Raw genomic sequence first — 23,191 nt, forward strand, 5'->3', positions numbered from 1 at the left:
TTAAAAGGGCAAAAAAGACTGTGGGCAAATCGAATTTCTTCGGATTTGCCCACAGTCTGAAACGGGATCAATCGATCCCATTTTTTTGTTTAATAAAACTATTTTACTTCCAGCTCTCTAAGCACTTTATTTACCTGTCCCCTTTTCAAATTATAAGACTGCCAAGGATAACTTGCTGTGAGTGCTTCGTTTTTCCGCTCTTGCAAAATGCTGGCAAGTTCAGGGATATGAGGATCCGTTTTATACAGTTCAGTTAAACCAAGCACCCCAGTGTAGGACAACCTATTCAAATAATGCACATCAATTTTTCCATATGTTTCATAACGCTGAATATTTTCCTCTACTACGATTTTATCCAAATCCATCACGGCGATGGCTGTATAATACAATAACGATGTGATGAAGTAAAAATGCAACAATGAAAGTTTTGCCATCCAAATTTTTACCAATGTATAAGCAAAAATTAAGATTAAAAAAATCATAAATGAATGGGCAAGGACTCTTGTAAACGTAAATCCGTAAGCTTCTTCATACATACTTAAGCGGAGAAATGCTGAACAAAGCATAATAGAACTAGTCAAAATTAAAACCGTTAACAGCACTTGGATGAGACGTTTCATTCCCTTTCCAGCTTGAAAAGCAAGAGTCAGAACCGCTACCGTAATTGAAAAATTAATTAGTGTTACGAAAAGCAGTTCAAAGAATCCTTTTCTTGCATACTCAGCGTACGTATAGTCTGCTTGCAGTGAGCCGCCAAAGAAATATTTAAATTGAACCACCGTAAACAGAACATAAACTGCATTTATTAATATAAGCACCGTAATGGTAATAATAGTATCTAATTGAAAGGCAATGGATTTTTCCGGATTTTTGAACACCTTGATTGGTTTTTGTAAAAGCACTTGCATAAATCCAAAAAAGCACAATGTAGTGATGACGACAATGAGAAACCGAATAACTTCCTCTGCATTAATAACCTTAAACCAGTTCGGAACACTTCCTACCAACCGTTCAAATTGGCTATCTGCTGACATGAGTAAGGTTAAAACAACAAACAAAACAGGAATAGAAATGACAATACCGATCAAAACTTTCTTCCAAATAACTAGTTTATCCTCCTTTGCCCCCTGTTTCACCCCAGTTCCAACAGCTGCCGCAAATTGGAAAATGTACTTTATCGCTGCAAAAATTCTCAATAATATAAAAGTGACAAATGCTGGCTGATTCCATTTTATCTGGTTAGGACTTGTAACCAACACTAAATGAAATATAACCAAGCCCGGAATGATCAATATATTTAATACCCGGAATAGAGCATTGTCGTTTAACATGTAACTCGCTGCCAATAGCCATACACAGCACAAAACTAGATAGCCTAAACGCTGATGAGATAACGAAATGGCCCGGTATCGCCAAAAAAAGACCGTATAAAAGGCAATGATAAAAATAATAAATGAAATGCCTACCTGTCCTCGAAAAAAAGACTCTTCTGCTAGCATCCCAAGCAGAAGGCAGAGAACGAAAAAGAAACCATCTTTCTTAACCCATTCCTGTTTCACTGTTCATTACCTCTCTTCATAGATAATCTATATACATTGAATTTCTAGGTAGTTATGCAAAAAAATGCTTATATCGACGCTTTCCTGCCCCAACGGTATCCTAACCAGCTAATCGGGTATAGAACCATGGTAAAAACGATACAAGCTACAATAAAAGTCTTTGTTAGTAATGGAGCAAACCATCCATGTGGAATAACTTCAAAAACCGTTAAAATCATTAAGGTTAAGTTTGGGATTAGCGAAAGTAAAAATGTGGTTCGAAGGAGTCTCCTCCCCCCATGGCCAAAACCTCTGCCGATTTCATACCCCAGCAAGGCCCAAAAAAACATATAGAGAAAGGCAATCAATGTTGGGATCGCTGTTAAGTAATTCCAAACCTTAGTTATCCAGTCCCATTCATAAAGATTGTGTACTAAGGTTAAAAGACTGCCACCGCAAAAGAGAACAATGTTCAATAAGATGAACAGCCATTTCATATTACTTGGAGTGACAGACAGCTCTTCTTTCCACATTTGAACGATTTCATCCGGGCTGCCAAGCCGGGAAACAAGACGGTTCATCATTTCCTCTTCATCGTTGCAATCAAGAGACTCCAATAAAATTTCATCGATATGTGCTTCATATTCTCGAAGAATATTGTCTTTTTCCAGATGGTCCCCCAATCCCCTAGCCAATGCATTAAGAAATTTACTCTTCGGCCGTACCATGATTTGATCTCCCAATCACTTTGTTCATAACCTTAACAAAGTCCTGCCATTCGCGAGTTTTTTCACGTAACAATTCCCTGCCAGCTTCGGTAATCCGATAATATTTTCTGGCTGGCCCTTTTTCTTGTTCCTGCCAGTAGCAATCAATGTATTCTTGCTTTTCCAGCTTGTGAAGTGCTGGGTATAACGTCCCTTCCTTCACACTTAATCCATGATCACTGCGCTTTTCAAGCTCTTTCACCAATTCATATCCATACATATTGCGCTCATTCAAAAGCTGCAGCAAAATTAAAGAGGTACTTCCTTTTACAAGCTCACGGTTAAACACTCTATCACCTACCTAGTTTTATTAGGTACATAGAAATTCTACACGAATAAATAAAAATTGTAAAGGAGTTATCTGAAAACTTCCAACAAAAAAGTGACGATCTGATTTCGTCACTTTTTCCTTCTGCTATTATTTCATTTTCAGGTTTTTTCTCTGTCGGTTAATAAACTCGTCACGTTCCCCGCCATCTGATAACTCTTCGGAAAACTCATGATCGGTTGTTTGGTCCCCCACAAAATTCCCTAACCTAAGTGTTTTCGGATGTAAATTATTATTCGGTGCAGACTGTCCATTCCAATCTTTCATGCTCATCACCTCATCATTAGTATTAGATTATGGCAATGATTTATCCTTATTCCACACACTTGAGCCTTACTGTGAGGGTTGAAATTTTTAACAAAAGTAATCACAAAAACGAGTAAATTCACATAAAAATATTATAACATGATAGCATTTCCGGCTAATACGGAACCAGAAACATTGAAAATACTTGTTTTTTTAGGCTTTGTTAAACGATAATGTTGATTTTTTTTACTCTGTTGATTGGAGCGGAAGGCGCTCGACTCCTGCGGGAGTGCCGAGGAAAGCGAGCGACTGGAGCGCAAATCAACAGCCAAATTTTACAGAGCCTTTTTTTAAATAAAAGCATAAATATTCCAATTTAGCCCATACTAAAAGAAAAGTTCTAAACCACCGTATTTAGACGGTTTTATTTGGACAAAAACTCTTCAATTATGACTAATTGAAAAACAATGAGGTGAAATAAATGGGATTACTCAACTCATTTAATCAATGGAGAGAGTCTAGGTACCAATCCCATCTCTCCAATATGAAAGAGCAGGGCAAATGCCCGGATTGCTACGGTCGCGGCTATACGGTGTACCCGTATAATGAATTCGCCTATTTTAACTCATTTGATTGTCCTGGTTGTCAGGGAAGCGGCCATTATGCAGATTGGGAAGAAATGAGATAGAAGATAAAATCTAATATCCCTTCCATAAAAATATGGAAGGGATTTGATGTTAAACAGCTTTTTTCATCTGCTCGCTATATATTCTTGAGGTACGGAGTTCTATCGTCAATGTGCCTTTTCCGACAATCGCCTTAACTAACAACGGCACTCCGGTGGTATTCTTAAACCTAAAATCCTTGCCCCCATATGAGACAGTGGCGTCACGGCCTGTCGGCACATATCCCACATGAAGGGAATGGTTGTGCTTTTCAATATAACTGACACCCAATTGATCAACCGCATTAAACAAGGTGGAGGATGTTTGACAAATTCCGCCGCCATAACCTTCAACCAATTTACCATCCATTATTTCTTCAGCCTTTTGATAACCGTGGGCAGCATCACTTGGACCCACCGTTGTATTAAAAGAGAAGGAGTCCCCGTTACCAATAATAAGATTGTTGATTGCTTGGGCCGATAATTCAATATTTTTGGTTCTCCCTGCTACATTGCTATTAAATTTTGTCGTATAGGCGGCCACAACGACTTCTCCCAGATGGGACACGTCTTCTACGTTATATCCACTAGCCGTTACGTATAATGGCAATTCTACATTGCCACCTTTTTCTGATGCCTGAAGCAGCCTATCCGTTAACTCTTCTTCATCCAGAACAGTTTGTGGAGAGCCTTTTATAACCTGTCCATTGGCATCAATTTTATCAAGAATCATTCGTTCGTCATATCCAGGTGCGGCCTCCGTACCTCTCGCCAATTCTTTTGCCCATTTTTCAAGTTCAACTTTGTATTGTTCTATATCTGTTTTATAGCCAAAATCTTTAGGAATAAACGATTTTATAATTTTTTTCGTTTCGGGTTCAACTATGTTGACCACTACAGGTTTTTCCTCTTTTTTCTCCACCTGGTTTTTTGTATTAGTGATCTTCCCCTGCTGTTCACTGGCTTTAGCTTCTTTTTCTTTAAGCTGGTTTTCACCACAGCCAACTAATCCTATTAAACTACCGGCTAACAAAAGTGAAATAACTGGTTTAAGCCTTTTCATCCTTACAGAACCCCTTCTAAATAAATCATGTACTAACTGACACCATAATAGACGCTGCGAAGAAATTAAAGTTTCATATTTTTTCCAAATCAATTTCGTTTTTTGTCATATTTTTAACATGAATGACATATTGTTATTTTTCTATTTTACTACTGCTAGTATAAAAAACCATGTATAAATTTTACTAATTCCCTTTCAAGGAAAGGGAATAACTTTCGATTTTACAACCATAATAAATATAAGTTTGTTTACTTTTTTGGGGGTGCAGGACATGTCTGTAATCATTTACCAAACATTTGTGATTAAACAGGAAAAGTTTAAGGAAGGGATTGACAACCTAAGAGAAATAAAAAAGTTTAGAGTTGAAAATTACAATCATTCTGTTGAAATATTAACACCCATCTCTGGAGCAGACCATACCTATGCTCTGCTTGCTACATATGAAGGTTTAGCTGAAATGGAATTACAAAACAAGAAAATGTTTGAGGATGATGAATATCTAGAGCTAATTGGGCCTTTCTTCTTGGAACATGTTGCAGAGGGCAGTTTGCATACTCAAATATATCGAACATTAAGTGATAAGAAAAAAGCAGCTGATAAGGAAAATAAATGAAGATTATTCAGTTTAACTCAAGCATAACAAAAGGCCGCTAAAGCAGCGGCCTTAAGGTTATTAAAGATTCGATCACCATAATTTTGCCAATTCTTGAAACTTCGGAGTAATGATATACAAAGACTCGCGTTTCCCATACAACTGAACCACTTCAGTCGTGAAGAATACCAACTGTTGTTTCAAATAATCCACATCGTCTTTAATTGGTACTGGCGTTGTATTGTGAAGAAGAATGGACATTTCATCTATCGCATCTCCAGCTCTGTATAAAACACCCCAATGTTTTTTTTGAAGCTCGGGGTTACTTGATGCTGATGATAGGGAACGCAAATGAAACTGATATTCCCTCACAACATGCTGAATTCTAAACAGAAGAGGGTTATTTTCCAACTTTAATTTTTCATTAACTTCTGCTATTATATTTTGACAAACCTGCTGAATATCCGCTATTACCCCCGGAATCAACTTCATCGCCCCTCATGAAATGTGTATTTTTTCAATTCTACAGGCTCCATTTTTAAAATGCGGCTGTTTGGAGACCAAATCCCAGGTTTCTAAGGTCAACACATTGGCAGCTTGATTTTCAGTCAATGTCCCATAATGAAATGGTATAAAAATGGCTCCTGAACTTACAGCATCCGTGATTCGGGCGGGAACCTGAATTTCTCCTCTTTTCGTTGTTATTCGAATTAGATCCCCCATATAGATTTCAAGCTCTTTGGCATCTGCTGGGTTAATTTCTACATATGCCTCCGGTGAAGCTAAATGCAGCATCGGCGCCCGACCGGTTTTTGTTCGTGTATGCCATTGATACACAAGTCTACCGGTGTTCAGTTCAAAAGGATATTCGTCTGACGGAATTTCAAGTGGCGGTGCCCAATCAAATCCATAAAGGATTGCCCTGCCATTTGCATTTATTGCCTGAAACTCCTCTCTGGTTCTCGCCCTGCCTGTCAGCAGGTCTCTTCCATAAGACTCCGATTCGTCAACGTTTGTTGGGAAGCGGTTATCAGTATATAAACGCTCCTTCCCGTTAGGGTATTGCTCATTGCAGGGCCATTGAATTCCACCTAACTGTTCCATTTTCTCATATGTCATTCCAGACATATCACATGGTCTTCCTTTTGAGACGTGTCTCCATTCATTGAACGCTTCTTCTGGAGTTCTGTAGGTAATGAGCGGCCGGCCGTTACGGTCTTTAAAATCCATTCGTTTCGAGAACTCTAATAGAATCTCAAAATCAGAAGGAAGGTTAAAGGGCGGGTCAACCGCTTTCCTCAACACATTGACCCTTCTCTCTAAATTAGTCATGGTCCCTTCTTTTTCTCCCCACATGGCTGTAGGGAGCACAAGATCAGCTAACTCCGCTGTTTCGCTTAAAAACGGGTCTTGGACGACGAGAAATGTTTTTTTCAGAACCTCGATCATTTTATTTCGATTTGGCAAAGAAACAGCAGGGTTCGTGAAAATGACCCACAGCAGCTCAATTTCGCCCTGCTCTAGTAACTGAACGATATCATTAATGTAGGTTTGCGGCCCAACCGGCAATATTTCAGGGTCGACGTTCCAAAGCTCCGCAATTTCCTTTATATGTTTAGAATTACTGTTGTTTCGATAACCTGGATAAAAACCGGCTCCGCCCACTTCCCGATTCGACATCGCACTCGGCTGCCCAGCATGTTGAAAAGGGCCTGATCCAGGTTTACCGATTTTACCCATAATCAAGTGCATGGAGTTCACTAGTGTGGCTGCCGCTGTAGCATCCATGCTTTGGTACACACCTTGCAATAAAATAGAAACAGTGGACTTCGATGTCCCAATCCATTCAGCACATTGGTAAATTTTACTTACACGGATGCCGGTAATCTGCTCTACCAACGCAGGAGTATAACGTGCAACGGACTGTTTTAATTCAGAAAAACCAACCGTATAAGAGTTAATGTAGTGATGATCAATCCAATTATTTTGAATAAGTAAATGAATAATGCCGTTCGCAAGGGCTACATTTGTTCCGCTTCTAGGTTGAAGGGACAAATCTGCCATTTTATCGCTTAAATCTCTGCGTGTATCAATTTCAATTATTTTCGTACCGTTCCTTTTTCTGGCCTGGAGAACACGTTCCCAAAAAACTGTATTGGTTTCATTGGAATTTCTCCCCCAAAACACAACAACCTCTGTGACATCTATATCTTCTTGGCATGCTGGAGGCCCATCTGAACCAAAGCTTTCAATTAGTGACCATTCCGCAGTTGCCGTACATAATCTAGTATTAGCATCGACATGATGCATCCTTAACCCGGCGCGGGTAATTTTGCTAATTGTATAATATTCTTCTAGATAGGCTTGGCCTGTATGATAAACGGCTAGGCCGCTGGGACCTTTTCGCTTTATGATGTCTTTTGTTTTTTCCGTTAACAAGGAATATGCATCTTCCCAGCTTGCGGGCAAAAGCTTGCCATTATGGCGGATCAGCGGGGATGATAATCGATCTAAGCTGTTATTGGCCCACCACTGATTTTCTCCTTTTGGGCCTAACCGACCTCGATTGACCGGATAATCCTCATTTCCCATAATCCCCACTATCTTATTATCTTTAACGGCAATATAACAGCCGCACCCATTTGAACATATATTGCATGTCGAATAAACAAAGCGTTCCACTTTACCTTGGGAATAAATATTCATATCAACTCGTGAGTGTTCCCATGCCATTCTCTCACACCTGCTTATCGTTTACGTGAAGTTTAACTATTTGTAGTTGTTCCTGATATGAGGGGAACCTTGGAAATCTTGAGACACTTCTGTATGGGAGAAATGGTGGAACAACTGGATTCATTGCAGAATAAATTGGGAGCTCCGCACTAGATAGGTCGGTTTCTTTTCGGAATGGAGGAACTAATAATTGTTGGTATGAAAGGGAGGAAGATTGATTCATGTAGCTCACTTCCTTTACATCTTTTTATCATCCTATTCAAACCACAAAGTTTTTATCACATACTATATCAACGTCGGTAATCCGAAATAGACTGTAATCATTCTATTCAAACATGTTCCAACCTGAGGACTTTGTTTTATCGGTATAACGAAAGATTCATTTTCACCTTAAATAAGAGCTTAAGACAATTTTCACCATTACCTTAGTTTTCCCAATGTAATATGTAAGCGGTTTCAATAGCATTCCTTATTTCTCCGCCCTCCCTGTTTTGTCGAAATCTAAGAAAATTGTTGTTTTATGTCATATTTTTTCGACTTTTAGCTACTTATGCAAAAGCTGTTTACATGATATAATCTATTAAAATATTATTTTAATATTATAAAAATTCGAAACAGTTATTGAAAGGAAGGTGTAATTGAAGAGCATGATTACTGCTGAATTCACTGAGATTCCCCAACCCAAAACATATGGACCGCTAGGAAACCTTCCTCAGCTGGACCTAAACGCCCCCTCCCAATCGATTATGAAATTGGGTGCTCAGTATGGACCGATCTTTAAAGTGAAATTCCCTACTGGAACAGGCATATTTGTTACCTCTGAAGAATTGGCCAAAGATGTTTGTGATGAATCCCGGTTCGATAAACTGGTAAATGCACCGCTTAAAAAGGTTCGTTCATTTTCAGGGGATGGGTTGTTTACCAGCTGGACAAAGGAAGAAAATTGGAAGAAGGCGCACAATATCCTGCTGCCCGCTTTTAGCCAGAGTGCGATGAAAGGGTATCATCTAATGATGGTGGATATTGCATCACAGCTCATTCAAAAATGGGCACGGCTGAACTCGGATGAGAGCATCGATGTCCCTGAGGATATGACCAGATTGACGTTGGATACGATTGGTCTATGCGGCTTTAATTATCGGTTTAACAGTTTTTATCGAGAAAAACCGCACCGGTTTATTAAGTCGATGGCCCGTGCCTTGGATGAGGCGATGCATCAAAGCAATCGGCTTGGCATTCAAGATAAGCTAATGGTAAAGAGCCGGCAGCAATTTAATCGGGATATTGAGTACATGTTTTCTCTTGTTGACCGGATTATCCAAGAAAGAAAAGCGAGCGACGAACAAGATGCTGACGACCTGCTTTCAAGAATGCTCAACTGTGAAGATCCTGCCACGGGAGAAAAATTAACGGATGAAAACATTCGTTATCAAATCATTACCTTCTTGATTGCCGGACATGAAACAACCAGCGGTTTATTGTCATTTGCCTTGTATTTTCTGATGAAGCATCCGGATAAGCTGGCTAAGGCTTATGAAGAAGTTGATCGTGTCATAACAGGTGCAGTCCCGACCTATCAGCAAGTGCGAAATTTAAAATACATAAGAATGATTCTCAACGAGGCCCTGAGATTATGGCCTACAGCACCGATATTTTCGCTTTATGCTAAAGAGGACACTGTTCTGGCAGGAAAATATGCTATTAAGAAAAGAGATGTTGTGAACATCCTAAACCTTAATTTGCATCGTGACAAACAGGCTTGGGGAGACGATGTGGAAGAATTTAGGCCCGAGCGATTCGAGGATCCCAAAAGGGTTCCCCACTTTGCCTTTAAACCTTTCGGAAATGGGCAGCGAGCTTGTATTGGTCAGCAGTTTGCTATGCATGAAGCAACCCTCTTGATTGGGATGATTTTAAAAAGCTTTGATTTGATTGATCATACTAATTATCAATTAAAGATTAAGGAAACATTGACTCTAAAACCTGATGGACTAACCATGCAGGTACGTCCGCGTGAACAGCAAGAGTCTATTAGTTTTGTAATCCCCGGAATGGTTCCAGCAGCTCAAGAGGAGGAAAAACTGCCGCTTCATTTGCAGACAACCTCATTTATCACCCATCTTACGCCGCTGCTCGTCCTGTATGGCTCAAACCTCGGTACCGCCGAGGGAATTGCTCGTAATCTAGCTGAAACTGGAAAAGCGAAAGGGTTTCAAGCTACTTGTGCCCCTCTCGATGAGTTTGCCGGCAAGCTTCCTAAGGAAGGAGTCATTTACATCGTTACGGCATCTTATAATGGTAAACCGCCCAAAAATGCACGTAAGTTTGTTAAATGGCTACAAGAAAATGATGATATTGATTTAAGCGGTCTCCGCTACACAGTTTTTGGCTGTGGTGATACCAACTGGGCAAGCACCTATCAAAATATACCGAATTTAATTGATGAAAAGTTCGCTGAAAAAGGGGCCTTAAGAATCGCTCCTAAAGGACAAGGTGATGCAAGTAGTGATTTCGATCGACAGGTAGAAGATTGGAATGAGCAATTATGGCCAACAGTTATAGAGGCATTGGGTTTAGACCTGGATCTTCCTTTAAATCAGGCTGATGAAGCTTTAACAATACAGTTTTTAAATGAGGCCCCAGAATCGGCCAGCCAAGAGAATCTTCCAATTATGCCTTTTGCTAATCCAGCCCCATTGGTAGAACGAGCTCTTAACCGATATGGGTTAGAAGTTAATACACAAATGGTCCTAAATGGCAGCGCACTCGAATATCATCACCTTCCACTCCATTTTCCTGTTCGTGCGTGGGATTTGTTAAGCTATAGTGTCGGTCTACAAGAAACTGCCACTCCTGAACAAATCAAAGAACTGGCGGCCTATACCGTTTGTCCACCACATAGGAAAGAACTCGAGGCACTGCTTGAAGAGGGGCCATTCACAGCACATGTATCTGAAGAAAAGGTCACGATGTTAGACCTCCTAGAAAAGTATCCAGCTTGTGAAATGCCGTTTGAAAGGTTTATCCAACTATTAACACCACTTCATACAGCAAGCACAAATTAGGTTAAAAAGCAGAGAGGAGAATCCCACTGACTAGGATTCTCCTTTTTTAGTTATGATTCTTTCTTCACGTAATGACTTAAATAAAATGCTAGTAAAACTAATAATAGATATAAAATAGACCAGCCACCCTGCGTTGCTAAAATAATGGCAGGGAAAAGAAAGGCAAATCCGCTAATCAAGAATGCGTTACCTGACTTTTTCCATAGCCCCCAAATAAATGACAACACAGAAACGATAATTAATCCCCAAAGAATAATTCCTGCCAAAAATAAGCTCCACTCACCATATATAAAACCCAGCCAGTAGCTTTCCACCATTTCCCCTCCTGTTTCTTCTGGCAAAAAAATTTCTTGTTTTCCTTTGTCTTACAATTTATTCATTGTTGATACATGCAGGTTGGTGGTTTAGCCTATCAGGTTATATAAAATTCCCCCTACTGTCAAGATGGATCTATCATGAAAGCCATTTTGAAGAACCCGTAAGTAGAGGTATAATACAATCAACATGACAAAACCTGTATTGTAAAAGGAGCAATCAAATGTTAGCGCATGAAATGATGATTACCAACGTTCATAAAGTAAAGGAAAATGAAACTGTAAGGTCAGTGATTGAAAAGTTTATTAAGTACCGAATTAGTGGACTTCCTGTTGTTAACGACAGAAACGAAGTAATCGCGTATGTAAGTGATGGAGATATCCTGAGATACATCGGCAAACACGAGGATCGAATCGTAGATAATTTCTACTATACATTTGTCATTAAGGGTGACCAGGAAGAATTTGAGGAACGTGAAAAACGGCTGTTGGACTTAAATGTGAAGGAAATCGCCAAGAAAAAAGTCATTAAAGTTTCATGGGATGATGAAATCGAAGTCATTGCGGCATTACTAGGAAAAAAACAAATCAAAAAGGTTCCTGTCGAACGAAATGGTGTATTGGTAGGAATCATCAGCCGTGGAGACGTCATACGGAATAGCTTTAAAGCCCTTCTTTAAGACATATAGAAAGAGGATGGTGCATACATGCACCACCCTCTTTCTATTAGCAGTGTTAGTGGATGTTTTTCTTCTTAAAATTACCGCCCCTGACCTCAGCAATATCGGCAATTGCAAGAAAGGCGGAAGGGTCAATTTCCTCGACGATTGTGGTTAATTTGGATTCTTCTAACCTGCTAATGATACTAAAAACAACCTTTTTATTCTCACCAGTAAAGGCGCCTTCTCCATTTAAATATGTAACACCTCTGCCTAATCGGTCATTTACAGCAGTGCCGATTGCTTCTGCGTTGTCACTGATAATCCAGACTGATTTGGTTTCTTCCAGTCCTTGAACGACAGTATCGATGGCTTTAGAGGCAATTACATATGCTAACAAAGAATACATCGCGCGGTCCCAAGAGAACACGAAACCGGCTGCTCCCAAAATGAAAAAGTTCATAAACATAATAATTTGACCAACGGAGAAAGGAACCTTTTTGTTTACGACGATAGCAAGGATTTCGGTGCCGTCTAATGCTCCACCATTGCGGATGACCAGCCCAACACCTATTCCTAAAATCATTCCTCCGAAAACAGTAGCTAAGAGAATATCCTCAGTGAAAGGGGGAATCGGGTGAAAAAAAGAGGTAAAAATGGATAAAACAATAATTCCGTAAATAGTTGAAAAAGCAAACGTTTTTCCCATTTGTTTGTAACCCATAAAAACAAATGGAAGATTAAGGATGAAAAGAAATAGTCCTAATTTCCAGCCGGTAATATGAGCGATCATAATCGATATACCGGTGATCCCTCCATCAATGACGTTGTTCGGAACCAAAAATATTTCTAGTCCTGTTGCCATGAGGATAGCTCCTATGGTGATCGCGATAATCCGAAATATGATCTTTGATAACGGCAGTTTACGATGCTGTTGAATCAGTGTTTTTTCAAATTCTGTCATTCAACCACTCCTCGCTATTTACTTTGAAGATGTTACTAAAATTAATCCTTCAATCCTATAAAACATGTAAAATATACTTATATTTTACCATTTTCCCCATAATTTGTGAACCTTTGTTCATATTTAATGAATCAAAAATTCTAAAGGGAACCAGCGGAGGAACTACACTCCGCTGATTCTGGCCGTTACATTAATCCTCAAAACCTGCACTCATTGTGTCTGGATCGGATCCGACACGCTCATCTTTATTTAATGCATCAATTTTCTTCATGTCCTCTTGGGATAGCTCAAAGTCAAAAATATTGGCATTTTCAATGATACGGTGCTCTTTAATCGATTTTGGAATTGTGACAACCTCAGTTTGTAAATCCCACCGTAAAATAACTTGTGCGGCTGTTTTACCATACTTTTCTGCAATCTCGTTAATAGTTGGATCACTTATTAATTGGCCTTGTTTTAATGGCGACCATGCCTCAAGCTGGATACCTTGATTTTGGCAATAGGTTAAAAGGTCTTTTTGAGTTAAATGTGGATGGTATTCCACTTGATTGACCATGGGCTTAATTTCCGCATCTTTCAATAATTCCTCTAAATGATGAACTTTAAAGTTGCTCACACCAATTGCCCGTACACGTCCATCTTTGTATAGTTTTTCTAGCGCCTTCCATGTTTCCTTGAACTTTGTTTTACCAGGCCAGTGAATTAAGTATAGGTCTAAATATTCTAGGCCTAATTTCTTTAAGCTTGTCTCATAAGCTTGGAGAGTAGACTCGTAGCCTTGGTCACTATTCCAGACCTTGGAGGTGACAAATAATTCTTCCCTATTTATACCGGATTCGCGAATGGCTTGCCCTACTCCCTCTTCATTCTGGTAAACAGCGGCAGTATCGATGCTGCGATAGCCATTTTTTATAGCTGCTTTTACAGATTCAATTACTTCTGAACCTTCTTTGACTTTAAAAACACCAAGACCAAACCATGGCATTTTTACACCGTTATGTAATGTGGTGGTAGCGGTTAAACTATTGGGCATTTTTATTCTCCTTTCAATATGTATTAAGGCAGGACGAAACTATTATGTCCTGTTTCTTATTTTACCTATACATGATTTATTTAGCATTAAAAAAGCACTTCTTGACGAAGCGCTGTTGCTAGTTTTTCAATTATCTACTGACCCAATGGCCCGTTCTATGACTATATCTTCAATTATTCGATGGCTGCTCAGCGGACCTGTGTGGATGATTTTCTGCCCCTGCTTTTGCCTTTTTCGGACCTCTAGATTTACCTCTGCTAATAAAAGTCCGGAAAATAATAAATAGGGAATCACAATCACACGCCCATTAAAAGTTCTATTAGAAATAGTATTTAGACCTTCCTGAAACCGTGGCTCTGCAGCTGCTAAGTAACAAACAGATACATGCTCAATCCCGAGCCGCTTTTGTAATCCATCTGCAATTTGTGAAAAGGCAGTATGGACGCTAGGGTCACTGCTTCCCCTGCCCACAATTAATATAGAATCCTGTGGCATCAAATCCACGACTATATCCCGGACCAGTTCCATTATTCCATCCAATATTTTATCTTGTACCCCAAACGGGTCTCGTACGTCTATGGTTACCTCAGGAAATTGTCTTTTTAAGGAAGATAACTCGGCAGGTATGTCTTCCTTAATGTGCCCTGCAGCTAATAGAAAAAGAGGAACAACGGTAATTTCCGTTGCTCCACGTTGTACGCAGCGCCTAAAGCCCTCACCTATGAACGGCTCCGTTAGTTCAAGGAAACTTATTTCCTGAATCGGCACAGGAATCCTCTCCATCACGCGATGGATAAATGCCTTCGCGTCTTCAGCACCTTTTTTTGAACGGGTTCCGTGGCCAATATATAGAATTGCTCTCATTGCAGCGTACCCCTTTCTCCTTAAAAAGCGATTAAATAATATTGTTATCTCTTAAATAATTTAATATTTGTCCAACCGCTTCGTCAACTGTAACTTTTGATGAATCAATGGTGATTTCAGGTTTTTTCGGCGCTTCATACGGAGAATCAATCCCAGTAAAGTCCCTAATTTCCCCCCGGCGGGCTTTTGCATAAAGCTGCTTCGGGTCGCGGCGCTCACATTCTTCAATTGGACAATCAATATAAACCTCGATAAATTCTCCTTCTTCAAACAGGGCGCGTACTTGGTCTCGGTCCGAACGAAATGGCGATATAAAGGCTGTTGTTACAATTTTGCCGCTATCCACAAATAGCTTTGCGACTTCGCCAATTCTGCGGATATTCTCGGTCCGGTCGTGCTCGGAAAATCCAAGATCCTTGTTAAGGCCATGGCGGATATTATCACCATCAAGTACATATTCATTAATTCCCAATCGAAATAATTCGTTCGATACGGCGTTAGCAATAGTTGATTTACCTGAACCAGAGAGCCCGGTAAACCATAGGGTACAGCTGCTGTGGGCATTTTGCGCACGCCTGTCATGTTTGGTAATCGTCGATTCATGCCATGTAATATTCGTTGATTTAGTCATTGTTTGTTCTCCTTACACCGTGGTTTTTTCTCGCATGCCTTCGATTAGGACTTCTACAACCTCTTTGCGGCTGAATGTTGATGGAGGCAATACTCCTGCACGAAGCATTTCTCGTACTTTGGTTCCAGAGAGAATAACGCGATCTTCTTTGCCATGCGGGCAGGTCTTATCTGAAGCCATTCCTTCACATTTTGTGCAATAGAAACTATGTTCAAAGAACAATGGTTTGATTCCTAGTTCTTCCTCTGTAAAGTTGCTGAAAATATGTTGGGCATCATAGGTACCATAGTAATTACCAACACCGGCATGGTCACGACCGACAATAAAGTGTGTGCAGCCGAAGTTCTTACGGGCTATTGCATGGAAAATGGCCTCTCTCGGTCCAGCGTATCGCATGGCGGCAGGATAAACACCAAGTTGTACCCGCTCTTTTGGATAATAATGATCTAACAGTACCCGATAGCTTTTTAACCGTACTTCAGCGGGGACATCATCTGACTTGGTTTCCCCTACAAGTGGGTTAACAAAAAGTCCATCTACTGTCTCTAATGCAGCTTTTTGAATGTACTCATGAGCACGATGAATCGGATTTCTAGTTTGGAATCCTACTATGGTTTTCCAACCTTTTTCTTCAAATAATGCTCTAGTTTCCTTCGGCTCAAACCAAACATCGCCAAAGACACCCTTATCCGATTTCTTGACAAGGACTACGTCCCCAGCAACATAAACAGGTCCTCTTTCGAACAGCCGCTTCACGCCTGGATGCGCTAATTCGGTTGTTCTGTATACATTTAAGGCTTCTTTCTCTAAATCTGGTTCGTACCATTCAGAAACCTTAATCACTCCATAAACCTCACCACCATATGTGAGTTTGAATTCCTCACCGACCGATAAAGTCTCAGCAGTTTCATAGGATACAGGGAGTGTGACTGGAATCGACCAAATCGTATTGTTTGCCAACCGCATATTTTCCACAACCGAGTCGTAATCCTCTTTTCCTAAAAAGCCAGTTAGCGGACTGAATAATCCAATGCCAATAAGCTCCAGGTCACTTAACGCAATAGCATCAATCTCAATATCTTTTACAACCTCGGTTACATTATAGTTAGGATTAAATGCATCAACGAGCTTTCCTCCATGTGGTTTTGGTAAAAATGACATGTTAATCAACCTTCCTTAAAGTATTATTCATTTCTGCTACATTTGATTTATTTAGAGCTCCAATTGCGGGGGTCTTCTTCATCAAAGAAATCACCCCAAAAACGGAGATAATCACACCGATCATAACAACGATTGGATAAATATTCTGTTCAATCACCAATTGAATAATGGTATAAGAGAGTACCATGGATAATACCGGTGAAACAGCCCAAACAGTCAAAAGCTGCACCACGATATCCTTTTTTAGTACTTCTTTCCCCTGCTTAGCAAAACCAATGCCAATGATGGAAGATGTGGTGATTTGTGTAAGAGGAATCGGGATCCCAAATAATGATGCAGTTGTCACAATACTGGCTCCCGTTCCCGAAATGATACAGCCTTCTTCCAGCCGAAGTGCCGTAATTTTCTTTCCGTTTGTTTCAATCACTCGGTGTCCGAAAAAACAAGCACCGGCAGCGACTGCTATGCCACCCCAGAGAACCGCGTGCCCTTTGGTCATTAAGGACGCGGCGACTAAGGGACCAACAGCATTTGCCACATTATTCATCCCCGCGGAAAAGGCTTCGAATAAACCCATAAAAACAACCAATATAGCTAGCACTGGACCGGCCTTCGGTTTCGCTAGCCATGCCTGCAATGCTTTTAACTTTAATAAGTTGGCAGCAGCAACTGCGATAAAAAAAGCCGCAACAGGAGATAACAGCCAGAAAAGAACGATCCAAATGAGATGGCTTACGTATACAGATTGATAAACAATACCGGCACCAACCACTGCTCCTACAGCTACTTCACTGGTCGATAATGGTATGCCAAACACATTAGCCAGAAATAAAGATAGAGCTGCCGATGCTAACACGATTAAGGCAATGGCATTGGTAAAGGTGCTGCTGGGAACAATACCGCTGCCAATGGTTTTGACAACTTCTCCTCCTCCAAGGTATGCCCCCAGGAAAACAGCTATGGAGCAGAGAAATAGTGCTAATTGTTTTTTTACAACCCCTGCACCATAGGAAATTCCCATTGAGGCAGCTGCACCGCTAGCACCAATATTGACTGCAAAAAATAATCCAATGGTTATAGCAATGATGGTTACCGTAGGAATCCCCCCTTACGTCGTGTGCAAGCCACACTCTGTCTTACTGCTCCCGGACCACCGTCCGGCACGGGAATCTCCGCCCGCCTCAACTGCCTGGGTGCATGGGAAGCAGCCGATACTTGGATAATTTTGATCATGCAATTGGTTATATGGAAGATCTTTACTGCGGATATATTCCCAAACTTCATCCCATGTCCAATGGATTAACGGACATATTTTGATATTCTTAAATTTCTCATCCTTGTTAAGGAATTGAGTATCCTTCCTTGTAGGAGACTGGTCTCTGCGAAGCCCGGAAATCCAAGCTTGCTTTGCTGTTAGCGTTTCACGAAGCGGCAGGACTTTGCGGATGTGACAGCATTGGTTCGGATCCCGCTTCCATAGCGCAGTGCCATACTGTGCCGCCTGTTCGTCTAATGTTAATGACGGCTGTTTTCTTTCAATTTTCAAGGACGGGAACCGTGCCTCAATCCGATCGATTACGTCATAGGTTTCGAGAAAATGCAGCCCTGTGTCTAAAAACACAATATGAGCATCGGGTTTCACTTGCTGTATTAAATCAATTAATACAATTGCCTCAGCTCCAAAGCTGGATGAATAAACAATTTGATCTTCTGGGTAATGCTGATAAGCCCACTCCAGAACCGCTAAGGCACCTTTCGTTTTATTATCTATGGAGAAGGAATCTGATATTTGGTTCCAATTTTCATAGGTTAGTAAGCTAGTCATTTTCAAAACCTCCTAATATTTCAATAAAAAAAGGCAGTCTTCCACCATCCTTTGGTGTTAGACCGCCTCTAGTTTGTCTAGTCAGCGTGGTTTATTTGATTGAAGACGAACCTTTTCGCTTTTTTCAATTTGGACGACCTTGCCGTCCTGTACAACTAATGTAATGGATCCAAACTGGATATCCGTAAGCATTCTCTCAACATGCTCGGCAATTTCTTTCCATTCAGATGGTTTCAGCCGATTCGCCCCCCCTCTATAAAAAACATATCAGGAAAAGAATTTTTTATTGGTTGAGATTAATCCTATTATACCAATAGGAATTTGTCAATATAATAACTTGAAATATTATAAAAATTTAATTCTATCTGTCAAAAGGTTTGTTCTGCTGCTCTTCAAACGGAGGAATTGTAAATTAATGCCTTAATTGTTTCCTGCCTGAAACTATTTTTACTTTAAATATAAATTTAAGAACTAACTAAAAACGTTGCTCTAGACCCACTTGCTACATGCTTGTTAAGATTATGTAGGAGTATTCGTGGAGGCAAAAACAATGGACCAAGAAAAATATTTGAGCTTAAGAAAAGGGGAAAAAGGTGTCATCATCAGTATAGCGGTTTACCTTTTCTTAGCCGCCCTAAAAATTATTGTTGGATATTTGGCAAATTCTGAAGCTTTAAAAGCGGACGGATTAAACAATACTACCGACATTGTATCTTCTCTTGTCGTATTTATTGGGTTAAGAGTTTCCCAAAGACCCGCAGACGATGATCACCCCTATGGACATTGGAAAGCAGAAACAGTCGCTTCGATGGTATCTTCCTTTATTATGATGGCTGTTGGCATTGGCGTCTTATTCGAAGCAGTTTCAACCGTTGTCAAAGGAAAGGAAACATCACCAGACCCTATTTCCGCTATTACCGGATTGTTATGTGCCGTTGTCATGTATCTTGTCTACCGATACAATCGAACCCTTGCAAAAAAGACGAGCAGCCAGGCAGTTATGGCTGCTGCAAAGGATAATCTGTCAGATGCATGGGTTAGTATTGGGACAACCCTCGGAATTCTAGGTGCGCAGTTAAACCTCCCATGGCTAGACCCCGTTACCGCTGTTGTTGTCGGCCTGCTCATTTGTCATACAGCATGGGATATTTTCCGCGATTCTTCGCATCGATTAACGGATGGTTTTGATGTAAATGAAATCGATGCATTCAAAGTAACCGTTCAAGGAATTAGCGGAGTAAAGGGAATAAAGGACTTGAAAGCAAGAAATTATGGCAGCAGTGCAGTGGTTGATATCGTCATTCTGGTCAATTCAAATTTAAACGTACGTGACGCCCATGATGTCGCTGATAAGGTCGAAACGGAATTGAGAAAAGAACATGATGTATTTGATGTAAATGTCCATGTGGAACCGAATTAATTTCCTAGCCCTCATAGCAGCCATATCCTAGAATAAATGGACTACCTGTTGTGTAAAACTACTCATAGTTGTTAATTTTACAGGACAAGGAGCCACATTCATGGAGAAAGAATTATCCTATGGGAGTGATTACAAATTCATTCCCGCTACTTCCATTGGGAGCGGTGTTGGAATATCGGTTTCACCGGACATTTATTGTTACACTATCCAAATTGTTAATATCATTTTTGTAGGAGATCCCAATACTAATGAATTTGTGTTGGTAGATGCAGGGATGCCTCACTCATCGGATGAAATTATTAGGGTTACTGAAGAGCGATACGGGGCAGGTGCCGCTCCCAAGGCCATTATTCTTACCCATGGCCACTTCGATCATGTAGGGGCGATTGTGGAACTGGTGCAGAACTGGGAAGTCCCGGTTTATGCGCACGAATTAGAAATACCCTTCTTAACAGACAAAAAAAGCTACCCAGAACCAGATCCTACTGTTGAAGGCGGCTTGGTAGCCAAAATGTCCCCGCTGTTCCCGACCCAGCCGATTAATCTCGGAAATCATGTGGCAGCACTTCCTGCAGATGGCAGTATCCCAGATATGCCTGGTTTCCGCTGGATTCACACACCAGGACACTCGGTTGGCCACGTATCATTTTTCCGAGACTCTGACAGGATGTTAATTGCTGGTGACGCGTTTATAACCGTTAGGCAGGATGCATTATTCAAGGTCATGACACAGGAACAAGAATTAAATGGCCCGCCGCGGTATTTGACAACCGACTGGCAAGAAGCTTGGAATTCGGTACGAAAATTGGAGGCATTAAAGCCTGCTGCTGCCGTTACCGGACATGGTTTACCGATGTCAGGGGAGGCTTTATCGAACGGCTTATCAAGGCTTACAAAAGAGTTTGACAAGCTTGCCATTCCTGATTACGGAAAATATGTAGATGGGCAATTGCCTAAACCTGCAAAAATTAAAAAGGGTGAGAAGCAATGACATGTCATTCGCCTCCCACCCTTTTTCTAATGCTCTTTTCTATGAATTGTTACTATTCATCGATCATCGGAAGAAGTGTTAACAGAGTTACCTATTATTAGAGACCGAACTCCTGGCAAATACCACCAAACTCTCTGGAAAATCACGAGACCAGTAGTTAATAGCCTTGATGCGACAGAATTCGGTCCGATCAATCGTATTAGAAGACACACTTTATCAGTATGACAAATAAGGAAACCAACAACATCTACCAAAACAGCCTTTTCTAATTAATTAAACCATAATTTTGCAAATATCATTCGTAAAGTCCACTGGATCTTCAATTGGCAAACCTTCAATTAATAAAGCTTGGTTATAAAGCAGATGAGTATATAGTGTTAACTTATCTTTATCATTTTCAAACGCTGCTTTTAATGAAGCAAAGACATCATGATGGACGTTAATTTCTAGAACCTTATCCGCCTTAACATTTTGATTGTTTGGCATCATATTTAGAACCTTTTCCATTTCAATCGATACTTCTCCATCTGCCGTTAAACAAACCGGATGCGATTTCAACCGTTTTGAAATCCGAACATCCTTTACTTTCCCCGATAAAAGGTTTTTCATAAACTCAAACAATTCTTTGTTTTCCTTTTCTTCCTCGGCGGTGACTTTTTCTACCTCATCCGCTTCAATGCCCAAATCTCCGCTTGCCACATTCTTAAATTCTTTATCTTTAAATGCCATCAGCATTTTAATAGCAAACTCGTCGATATCATCGGTGAAGTAAAGAATTTCGTATCCTTTTTCTGCCACCAATTCTGTTTGCGGCAGCTTCTCAATTCTTTCGATTGTGTCACCAGTCGCATAATAAATAAACTTTTGACTTTCAGACATTCTCGATACGTATTCGTCTAAGGTTACCTGTTTTTTCTTCTTTGAAGAGTAGAACATTAACAGATCTTGCAATTCCTCTTTATGGGTGCCGAATTCACTATATACACCAAATTTCAGCTGTCTGCCAAAGGCTTTGTAAAACTCTTCATATTTCTCTCTGTCATTTTTTAATAAGCTAGTGAGCTCACTTTTGATTTTTTTGCTAATATTTTTGGAGATCAGTTTCAATTGGCGGTCGTGCTGTAACATCTCGCGGGAAATATTGAGAGACAAATCCTCAGAGTCCACCATACCTTTGACAAAACTAAAATAATCAGGAAGCAAATCAGCACATTTGTTCATGATGAGGACGCCGCTGGAATAAAGTTCTAAGCCTTTTTCATATTCTGGCGAATAATAATCGAATGGGATCTTCTCCGGAATATATAAAATGGCGTTATATCGGACTGCACCATCTACACTAATATGGATATGCCTAAGTGGTTTGTCAAAGCCATAATGCTTTTCCATATAGAAATTGTTATAATCCTCATCGGTCAATTCCGATTTGTTCTTTCGCCAAATCGGAACCATGCTGTTGATGGTTTCTTCTTCTTGATATTCTTCATATTCATTATCGCTATCTGATTTCTTTCTGCTTTTGGTAACATCCATTTTGATAGGATAGCGAATAAAATCAGAGTATTTTTTAACGATGGATTTTAAACGATATTCTTCAAGGTATTCATCATAGTTTTCATCTTCGGTATTCTCTTTTAGCTTTAAGATAATGTCTGTACCCACTGAATCTTTCTCACAAGGTGTGATGGTATAGCCTTCCGCACCTGCTGATTCCCATTTATAGGCTTCATTGCTGCCCAGTGCTTTACTAATAACTGTTACGGTATCAGCTACCATGAAGGCGGAATAAAAACCCACTCCAAACTGTCCGATAATGTCATGTCCATCTTTTAACTCATTTTCTGATTTAAAGGCAAGTGAACCACTTTTAGCGATGGTACCTAAGTGGCTTTCCAATTCTTCCTTGGTCATACCAATACCTGTATCAGTTATTTTCAGGGTACGGGTATTTTTGTCTGCCTCGATTTTTATGTAGTATTCATCTTTGTCGAACGTTAACGTATCGTCTGTAAGAGCTTTATAATAAATTTTGTCAATCGCATCACTTGCATTGGAAAGTAACTCCCTAAGGAAAATTTCCCGATGAGTATAGATAGAGTTAATCATCATATCCAATAAACGCTTAGATTCGGCTTTAAACTCTTTCGTTTCCACTATATCCACTCCTCTACTTTTCATTTCAAATATGATTATAAATCATCTGTTCGACAATCTTCAAACTTTTAGCACTCAGATTAAGAGAGTGCTAACAAATACTTTAATACCATATCTTGATAAATGAGTCAATAGGAATCACAAGAACTTAACAAAACCCCTAAAAAAAAAACGAACAA

The 23,191-nt window shown here is 40.1% G+C and carries 23 protein-coding genes; 6 read left to right on the forward strand and 17 right to left on the reverse strand.

Annotated features, from left to right (window positions below; all coding sequences use genetic code 11):
• Window positions 1-98: 98 nt before the first annotated feature.
• The 4 genes from BN2425_RS21330 to BN2425_RS22830 all read right to left on the reverse strand — a co-directional run bounded on the left by BN2425_RS21330 (window position 99) and on the right by BN2425_RS22830 (window position 2,900).
• The gene (locus BN2425_RS21330) at window positions 99-1,559 is read right to left on the reverse strand and encodes a DUF4153 domain-containing protein (protein WP_052352986.1); all 1,461 of its coding nucleotides are present in this window, start codon (window positions 1,557-1,559) and stop codon (window positions 99-101) included.
• Between the two features lie 68 nt (window positions 1,560-1,627).
• A complete protein-coding gene (locus BN2425_RS21335; protein ID WP_042463943.1) occupies window positions 1,628-2,266 on the reverse strand; it encodes an HAAS signaling domain-containing protein in 639 nt (212 codons plus the stop codon).
• Complete coding sequence (locus tag BN2425_RS21340) at window positions 2,247-2,594, reverse strand: PadR family transcriptional regulator (RefSeq protein ID WP_042463945.1); 348 nt, start codon at window positions 2,592-2,594, stop codon at window positions 2,247-2,249. Before BN2425_RS21340 ends, BN2425_RS21335 begins: the two co-directional genes overlap by 20 nt.
• A gap of 129 nt (window positions 2,595-2,723) precedes the next feature.
• Window positions 2,724-2,900, reverse strand: a complete 177-nt coding sequence (locus tag BN2425_RS22830) for a hypothetical protein (RefSeq protein ID WP_195891977.1) — start codon at window positions 2,898-2,900, stop codon at window positions 2,724-2,726.
• A gap of 460 nt (window positions 2,901-3,360) precedes the next feature.
• On the opposite strand from BN2425_RS22830, the gene BN2425_RS21345 reads away from it, so the two are divergent.
• On the forward strand, window positions 3,361-3,567 hold the full coding sequence (locus tag BN2425_RS21345; RefSeq protein WP_074433110.1) for a methionine aminopeptidase: 207 nt from the start codon (window positions 3,361-3,363) through the stop codon (window positions 3,565-3,567).
• Between the two features lie 49 nt (window positions 3,568-3,616).
• On the opposite strand, the gene BN2425_RS21350 is transcribed toward BN2425_RS21345, so the two are convergent.
• Window positions 3,617-4,606, reverse strand: a complete 990-nt coding sequence (locus tag BN2425_RS21350; RefSeq protein WP_042463947.1) for a VanW family protein — start codon at window positions 4,604-4,606, stop codon at window positions 3,617-3,619.
• Between the two features lie 271 nt (window positions 4,607-4,877).
• Here BN2425_RS21350 and BN2425_RS21355 point away from each other — a divergent pair, with 271 nt between their 5' ends.
• Window positions 4,878-5,219, forward strand: a complete 342-nt coding sequence (locus tag BN2425_RS21355; protein WP_042463949.1) for a hypothetical protein — start codon at window positions 4,878-4,880, stop codon at window positions 5,217-5,219.
• Window positions 5,220-5,291: 72 nt separating this feature from the next.
• Here the strand turns inward: BN2425_RS21355 and BN2425_RS21360 are convergent, their stop codons facing one another.
• Entirely contained in the window at window positions 5,292-5,690 is a 399-nt protein-coding gene (locus BN2425_RS21360) for a hypothetical protein (protein ID WP_042463951.1), read from the reverse strand.
• Window positions 5,691-5,696: 6 nt separating this feature from the next.
• Window positions 5,697-7,931, reverse strand: a complete 2,235-nt coding sequence (locus BN2425_RS21365) for a molybdopterin oxidoreductase family protein (RefSeq protein WP_042463954.1) — start codon at window positions 7,929-7,931, stop codon at window positions 5,697-5,699.
• A gap of 647 nt (window positions 7,932-8,578) precedes the next feature.
• Here BN2425_RS21365 and BN2425_RS21375 point away from each other — a divergent pair.
• Window positions 8,579-10,996 carry a cytochrome P450 gene (locus tag BN2425_RS21375; RefSeq protein ID WP_074433113.1) on the forward strand — a complete coding sequence of 806 codons (2,418 nt, stop codon included), beginning with the start codon at window positions 8,579-8,581 and terminating at the stop codon, window positions 10,994-10,996.
• 50 nt (window positions 10,997-11,046) lie between these two features.
• On the opposite strand, the gene BN2425_RS21380 is transcribed toward BN2425_RS21375, so the two are convergent.
• Window positions 11,047-11,310, reverse strand: coding sequence for a hypothetical protein (locus BN2425_RS21380; protein ID WP_154663580.1), 264 nt, complete (start codon window positions 11,308-11,310; stop codon window positions 11,047-11,049).
• A 224-nt stretch (window positions 11,311-11,534) separates the two neighbouring features.
• Here BN2425_RS21380 and BN2425_RS21385 point away from each other — a divergent pair, with 224 nt between their 5' ends.
• Window positions 11,535-11,990 (forward strand): CBS domain-containing protein, encoded by a 456-nt coding sequence (locus tag BN2425_RS21385; protein WP_042463958.1) that lies wholly within the window; start codon window positions 11,535-11,537, stop codon window positions 11,988-11,990.
• 55 nt (window positions 11,991-12,045) lie between these two features.
• Here the strand turns inward: BN2425_RS21385 and BN2425_RS21390 are convergent, their stop codons facing one another.
• The 8 genes from BN2425_RS21390 to BN2425_RS21425 all read right to left on the reverse strand — a co-directional run bounded on the left by BN2425_RS21390 (window position 12,046) and on the right by BN2425_RS21425 (window position 18,684).
• Window positions 12,046-12,933 (reverse strand): YitT family protein, encoded by an 888-nt coding sequence (locus BN2425_RS21390; protein WP_042463960.1) that lies wholly within the window; start codon window positions 12,931-12,933, stop codon window positions 12,046-12,048.
• Window positions 12,934-13,123: 190 nt separating this feature from the next.
• Complete coding sequence (locus BN2425_RS21395) at window positions 13,124-13,966, reverse strand: aldo/keto reductase (RefSeq protein WP_042463962.1); 843 nt, start codon at window positions 13,964-13,966, stop codon at window positions 13,124-13,126.
• 126 nt (window positions 13,967-14,092) lie between these two features.
• Entirely contained in the window at window positions 14,093-14,830 is a 738-nt protein-coding gene (locus tag BN2425_RS21400) for a sirohydrochlorin chelatase (protein ID WP_042463964.1), read from the reverse strand.
• Window positions 14,831-14,861: 31 nt separating this feature from the next.
• Window positions 14,862-15,461, reverse strand: coding sequence for an adenylyl-sulfate kinase (gene cysC / locus BN2425_RS21405; protein ID WP_042463966.1), 600 nt, complete (start codon window positions 15,459-15,461; stop codon window positions 14,862-14,864).
• A 12-nt stretch (window positions 15,462-15,473) separates the two neighbouring features.
• Window positions 15,474-16,622 (reverse strand): sulfate adenylyltransferase, encoded by a 1,149-nt coding sequence (gene sat, locus BN2425_RS21410; protein WP_042463968.1) that lies wholly within the window; start codon window positions 16,620-16,622, stop codon window positions 15,474-15,476.
• A gap of 1 nt (window position 16,623) precedes the next feature.
• A complete protein-coding gene (locus tag BN2425_RS21415; protein ID WP_042463970.1) occupies window positions 16,624-17,724 on the reverse strand; it encodes an inorganic phosphate transporter in 1,101 nt (366 codons plus the stop codon).
• Window positions 17,725-17,730: 6 nt separating this feature from the next.
• A complete protein-coding gene (locus BN2425_RS21420; RefSeq protein ID WP_042463973.1) occupies window positions 17,731-18,447 on the reverse strand; it encodes a phosphoadenylyl-sulfate reductase in 717 nt (238 codons plus the stop codon).
• Between the two features lie 81 nt (window positions 18,448-18,528).
• The gene (locus BN2425_RS21425) at window positions 18,529-18,684 is read right to left on the reverse strand and encodes a YezD family protein (RefSeq protein ID WP_264757830.1); all 156 of its coding nucleotides are present in this window, start codon (window positions 18,682-18,684) and stop codon (window positions 18,529-18,531) included.
• 313 nt (window positions 18,685-18,997) lie between these two features.
• Here BN2425_RS21425 and BN2425_RS21430 point away from each other — a divergent pair, with 313 nt between their 5' ends.
• Together BN2425_RS21430 and BN2425_RS21435 are read left to right on the forward strand one after the other, a co-directional pair.
• Entirely contained in the window at window positions 18,998-19,867 is an 870-nt protein-coding gene (locus tag BN2425_RS21430; protein ID WP_042463974.1) for a cation diffusion facilitator family transporter, read from the forward strand.
• A 100-nt stretch (window positions 19,868-19,967) separates the two neighbouring features.
• On the forward strand, window positions 19,968-20,858 hold the full coding sequence (locus BN2425_RS21435; protein WP_042463976.1) for an MBL fold metallo-hydrolase: 891 nt from the start codon (window positions 19,968-19,970) through the stop codon (window positions 20,856-20,858).
• 273 nt (window positions 20,859-21,131) lie between these two features.
• Here the strand turns inward: BN2425_RS21435 and htpG are convergent, their stop codons facing one another.
• A complete protein-coding gene (htpG, locus tag BN2425_RS21440; protein WP_154663581.1) occupies window positions 21,132-23,012 on the reverse strand; it encodes a molecular chaperone HtpG in 1,881 nt (626 codons plus the stop codon).
• Between the last annotated feature and the right edge of the window lie 179 nt (window positions 23,013-23,191).

It is taken from the genome of Neobacillus dielmonensis, from assembly GCF_000612665.1.
GTDB classification, from domain to species: domain Bacteria; phylum Bacillota; class Bacilli; order Bacillales; family Cytobacillaceae; genus Neobacillus; species Neobacillus dielmonensis.

Excerpts from the sequence above, each read along its gene's own strand:
- sat (WP_042463968.1), bottom strand. The coding sequence starts at position 16,622 with ATGTCATTTTTACCAAAACCACATGGAGGAAAGCTCGTTGATGCATTT.
- BN2425_RS21395 (WP_042463962.1), bottom strand. The coding sequence starts at position 13,966 with ATGCCCAATAGTTTAACCGCTACCACCACATTACATAACGGTGTAAAA.
- BN2425_RS21355 (WP_042463949.1), top strand. The coding sequence starts at position 4,878 with ATGTCTGTAATCATTTACCAAACATTTGTGATTAAACAGGAAAAGTTT.
- BN2425_RS21420 (WP_042463973.1), bottom strand. The coding sequence starts at position 18,447 with ATGACTAGCTTACTAACCTATGAAAATTGGAACCAAATATCAGATTCC.
- BN2425_RS22830 (WP_195891977.1), bottom strand. The coding sequence starts at position 2,900 with ATGAAAGATTGGAATGGACAGTCTGCACCGAATAATAATTTACATCCG.
- BN2425_RS21390 (WP_042463960.1), bottom strand. The coding sequence starts at position 12,933 with ATGACAGAATTTGAAAAAACACTGATTCAACAGCATCGTAAACTGCCG.
- BN2425_RS21365 (WP_042463954.1), bottom strand. The coding sequence starts at position 7,931 with ATGGCATGGGAACACTCACGAGTTGATATGAATATTTATTCCCAAGGT.
- BN2425_RS21345 (WP_074433110.1), top strand. The coding sequence starts at position 3,361 with ATGGGATTACTCAACTCATTTAATCAATGGAGAGAGTCTAGGTACCAA.
- BN2425_RS21350 (WP_042463947.1), bottom strand. The coding sequence starts at position 4,606 with ATGAAAAGGCTTAAACCAGTTATTTCACTTTTGTTAGCCGGTAGTTTA.
- BN2425_RS21435 (WP_042463976.1), top strand. The coding sequence starts at position 19,968 with ATGGAGAAAGAATTATCCTATGGGAGTGATTACAAATTCATTCCCGCT.
- BN2425_RS21375 (WP_074433113.1), top strand. The coding sequence starts at position 8,579 with ATGATTACTGCTGAATTCACTGAGATTCCCCAACCCAAAACATATGGA.
- BN2425_RS21385 (WP_042463958.1), top strand. The coding sequence starts at position 11,535 with ATGTTAGCGCATGAAATGATGATTACCAACGTTCATAAAGTAAAGGAA.
- BN2425_RS21400 (WP_042463964.1), bottom strand. The coding sequence starts at position 14,830 with ATGAGAGCAATTCTATATATTGGCCACGGAACCCGTTCAAAAAAAGGT.
- BN2425_RS21360 (WP_042463951.1), bottom strand. The coding sequence starts at position 5,690 with ATGAAGTTGATTCCGGGGGTAATAGCGGATATTCAGCAGGTTTGTCAA.
- BN2425_RS21335 (WP_042463943.1), bottom strand. The coding sequence starts at position 2,266 with ATGGTACGGCCGAAGAGTAAATTTCTTAATGCATTGGCTAGGGGATTG.
- cysC (WP_042463966.1), bottom strand. The coding sequence starts at position 15,461 with ATGACTAAATCAACGAATATTACATGGCATGAATCGACGATTACCAAA.
- BN2425_RS21430 (WP_042463974.1), top strand. The coding sequence starts at position 18,998 with ATGGACCAAGAAAAATATTTGAGCTTAAGAAAAGGGGAAAAAGGTGTC.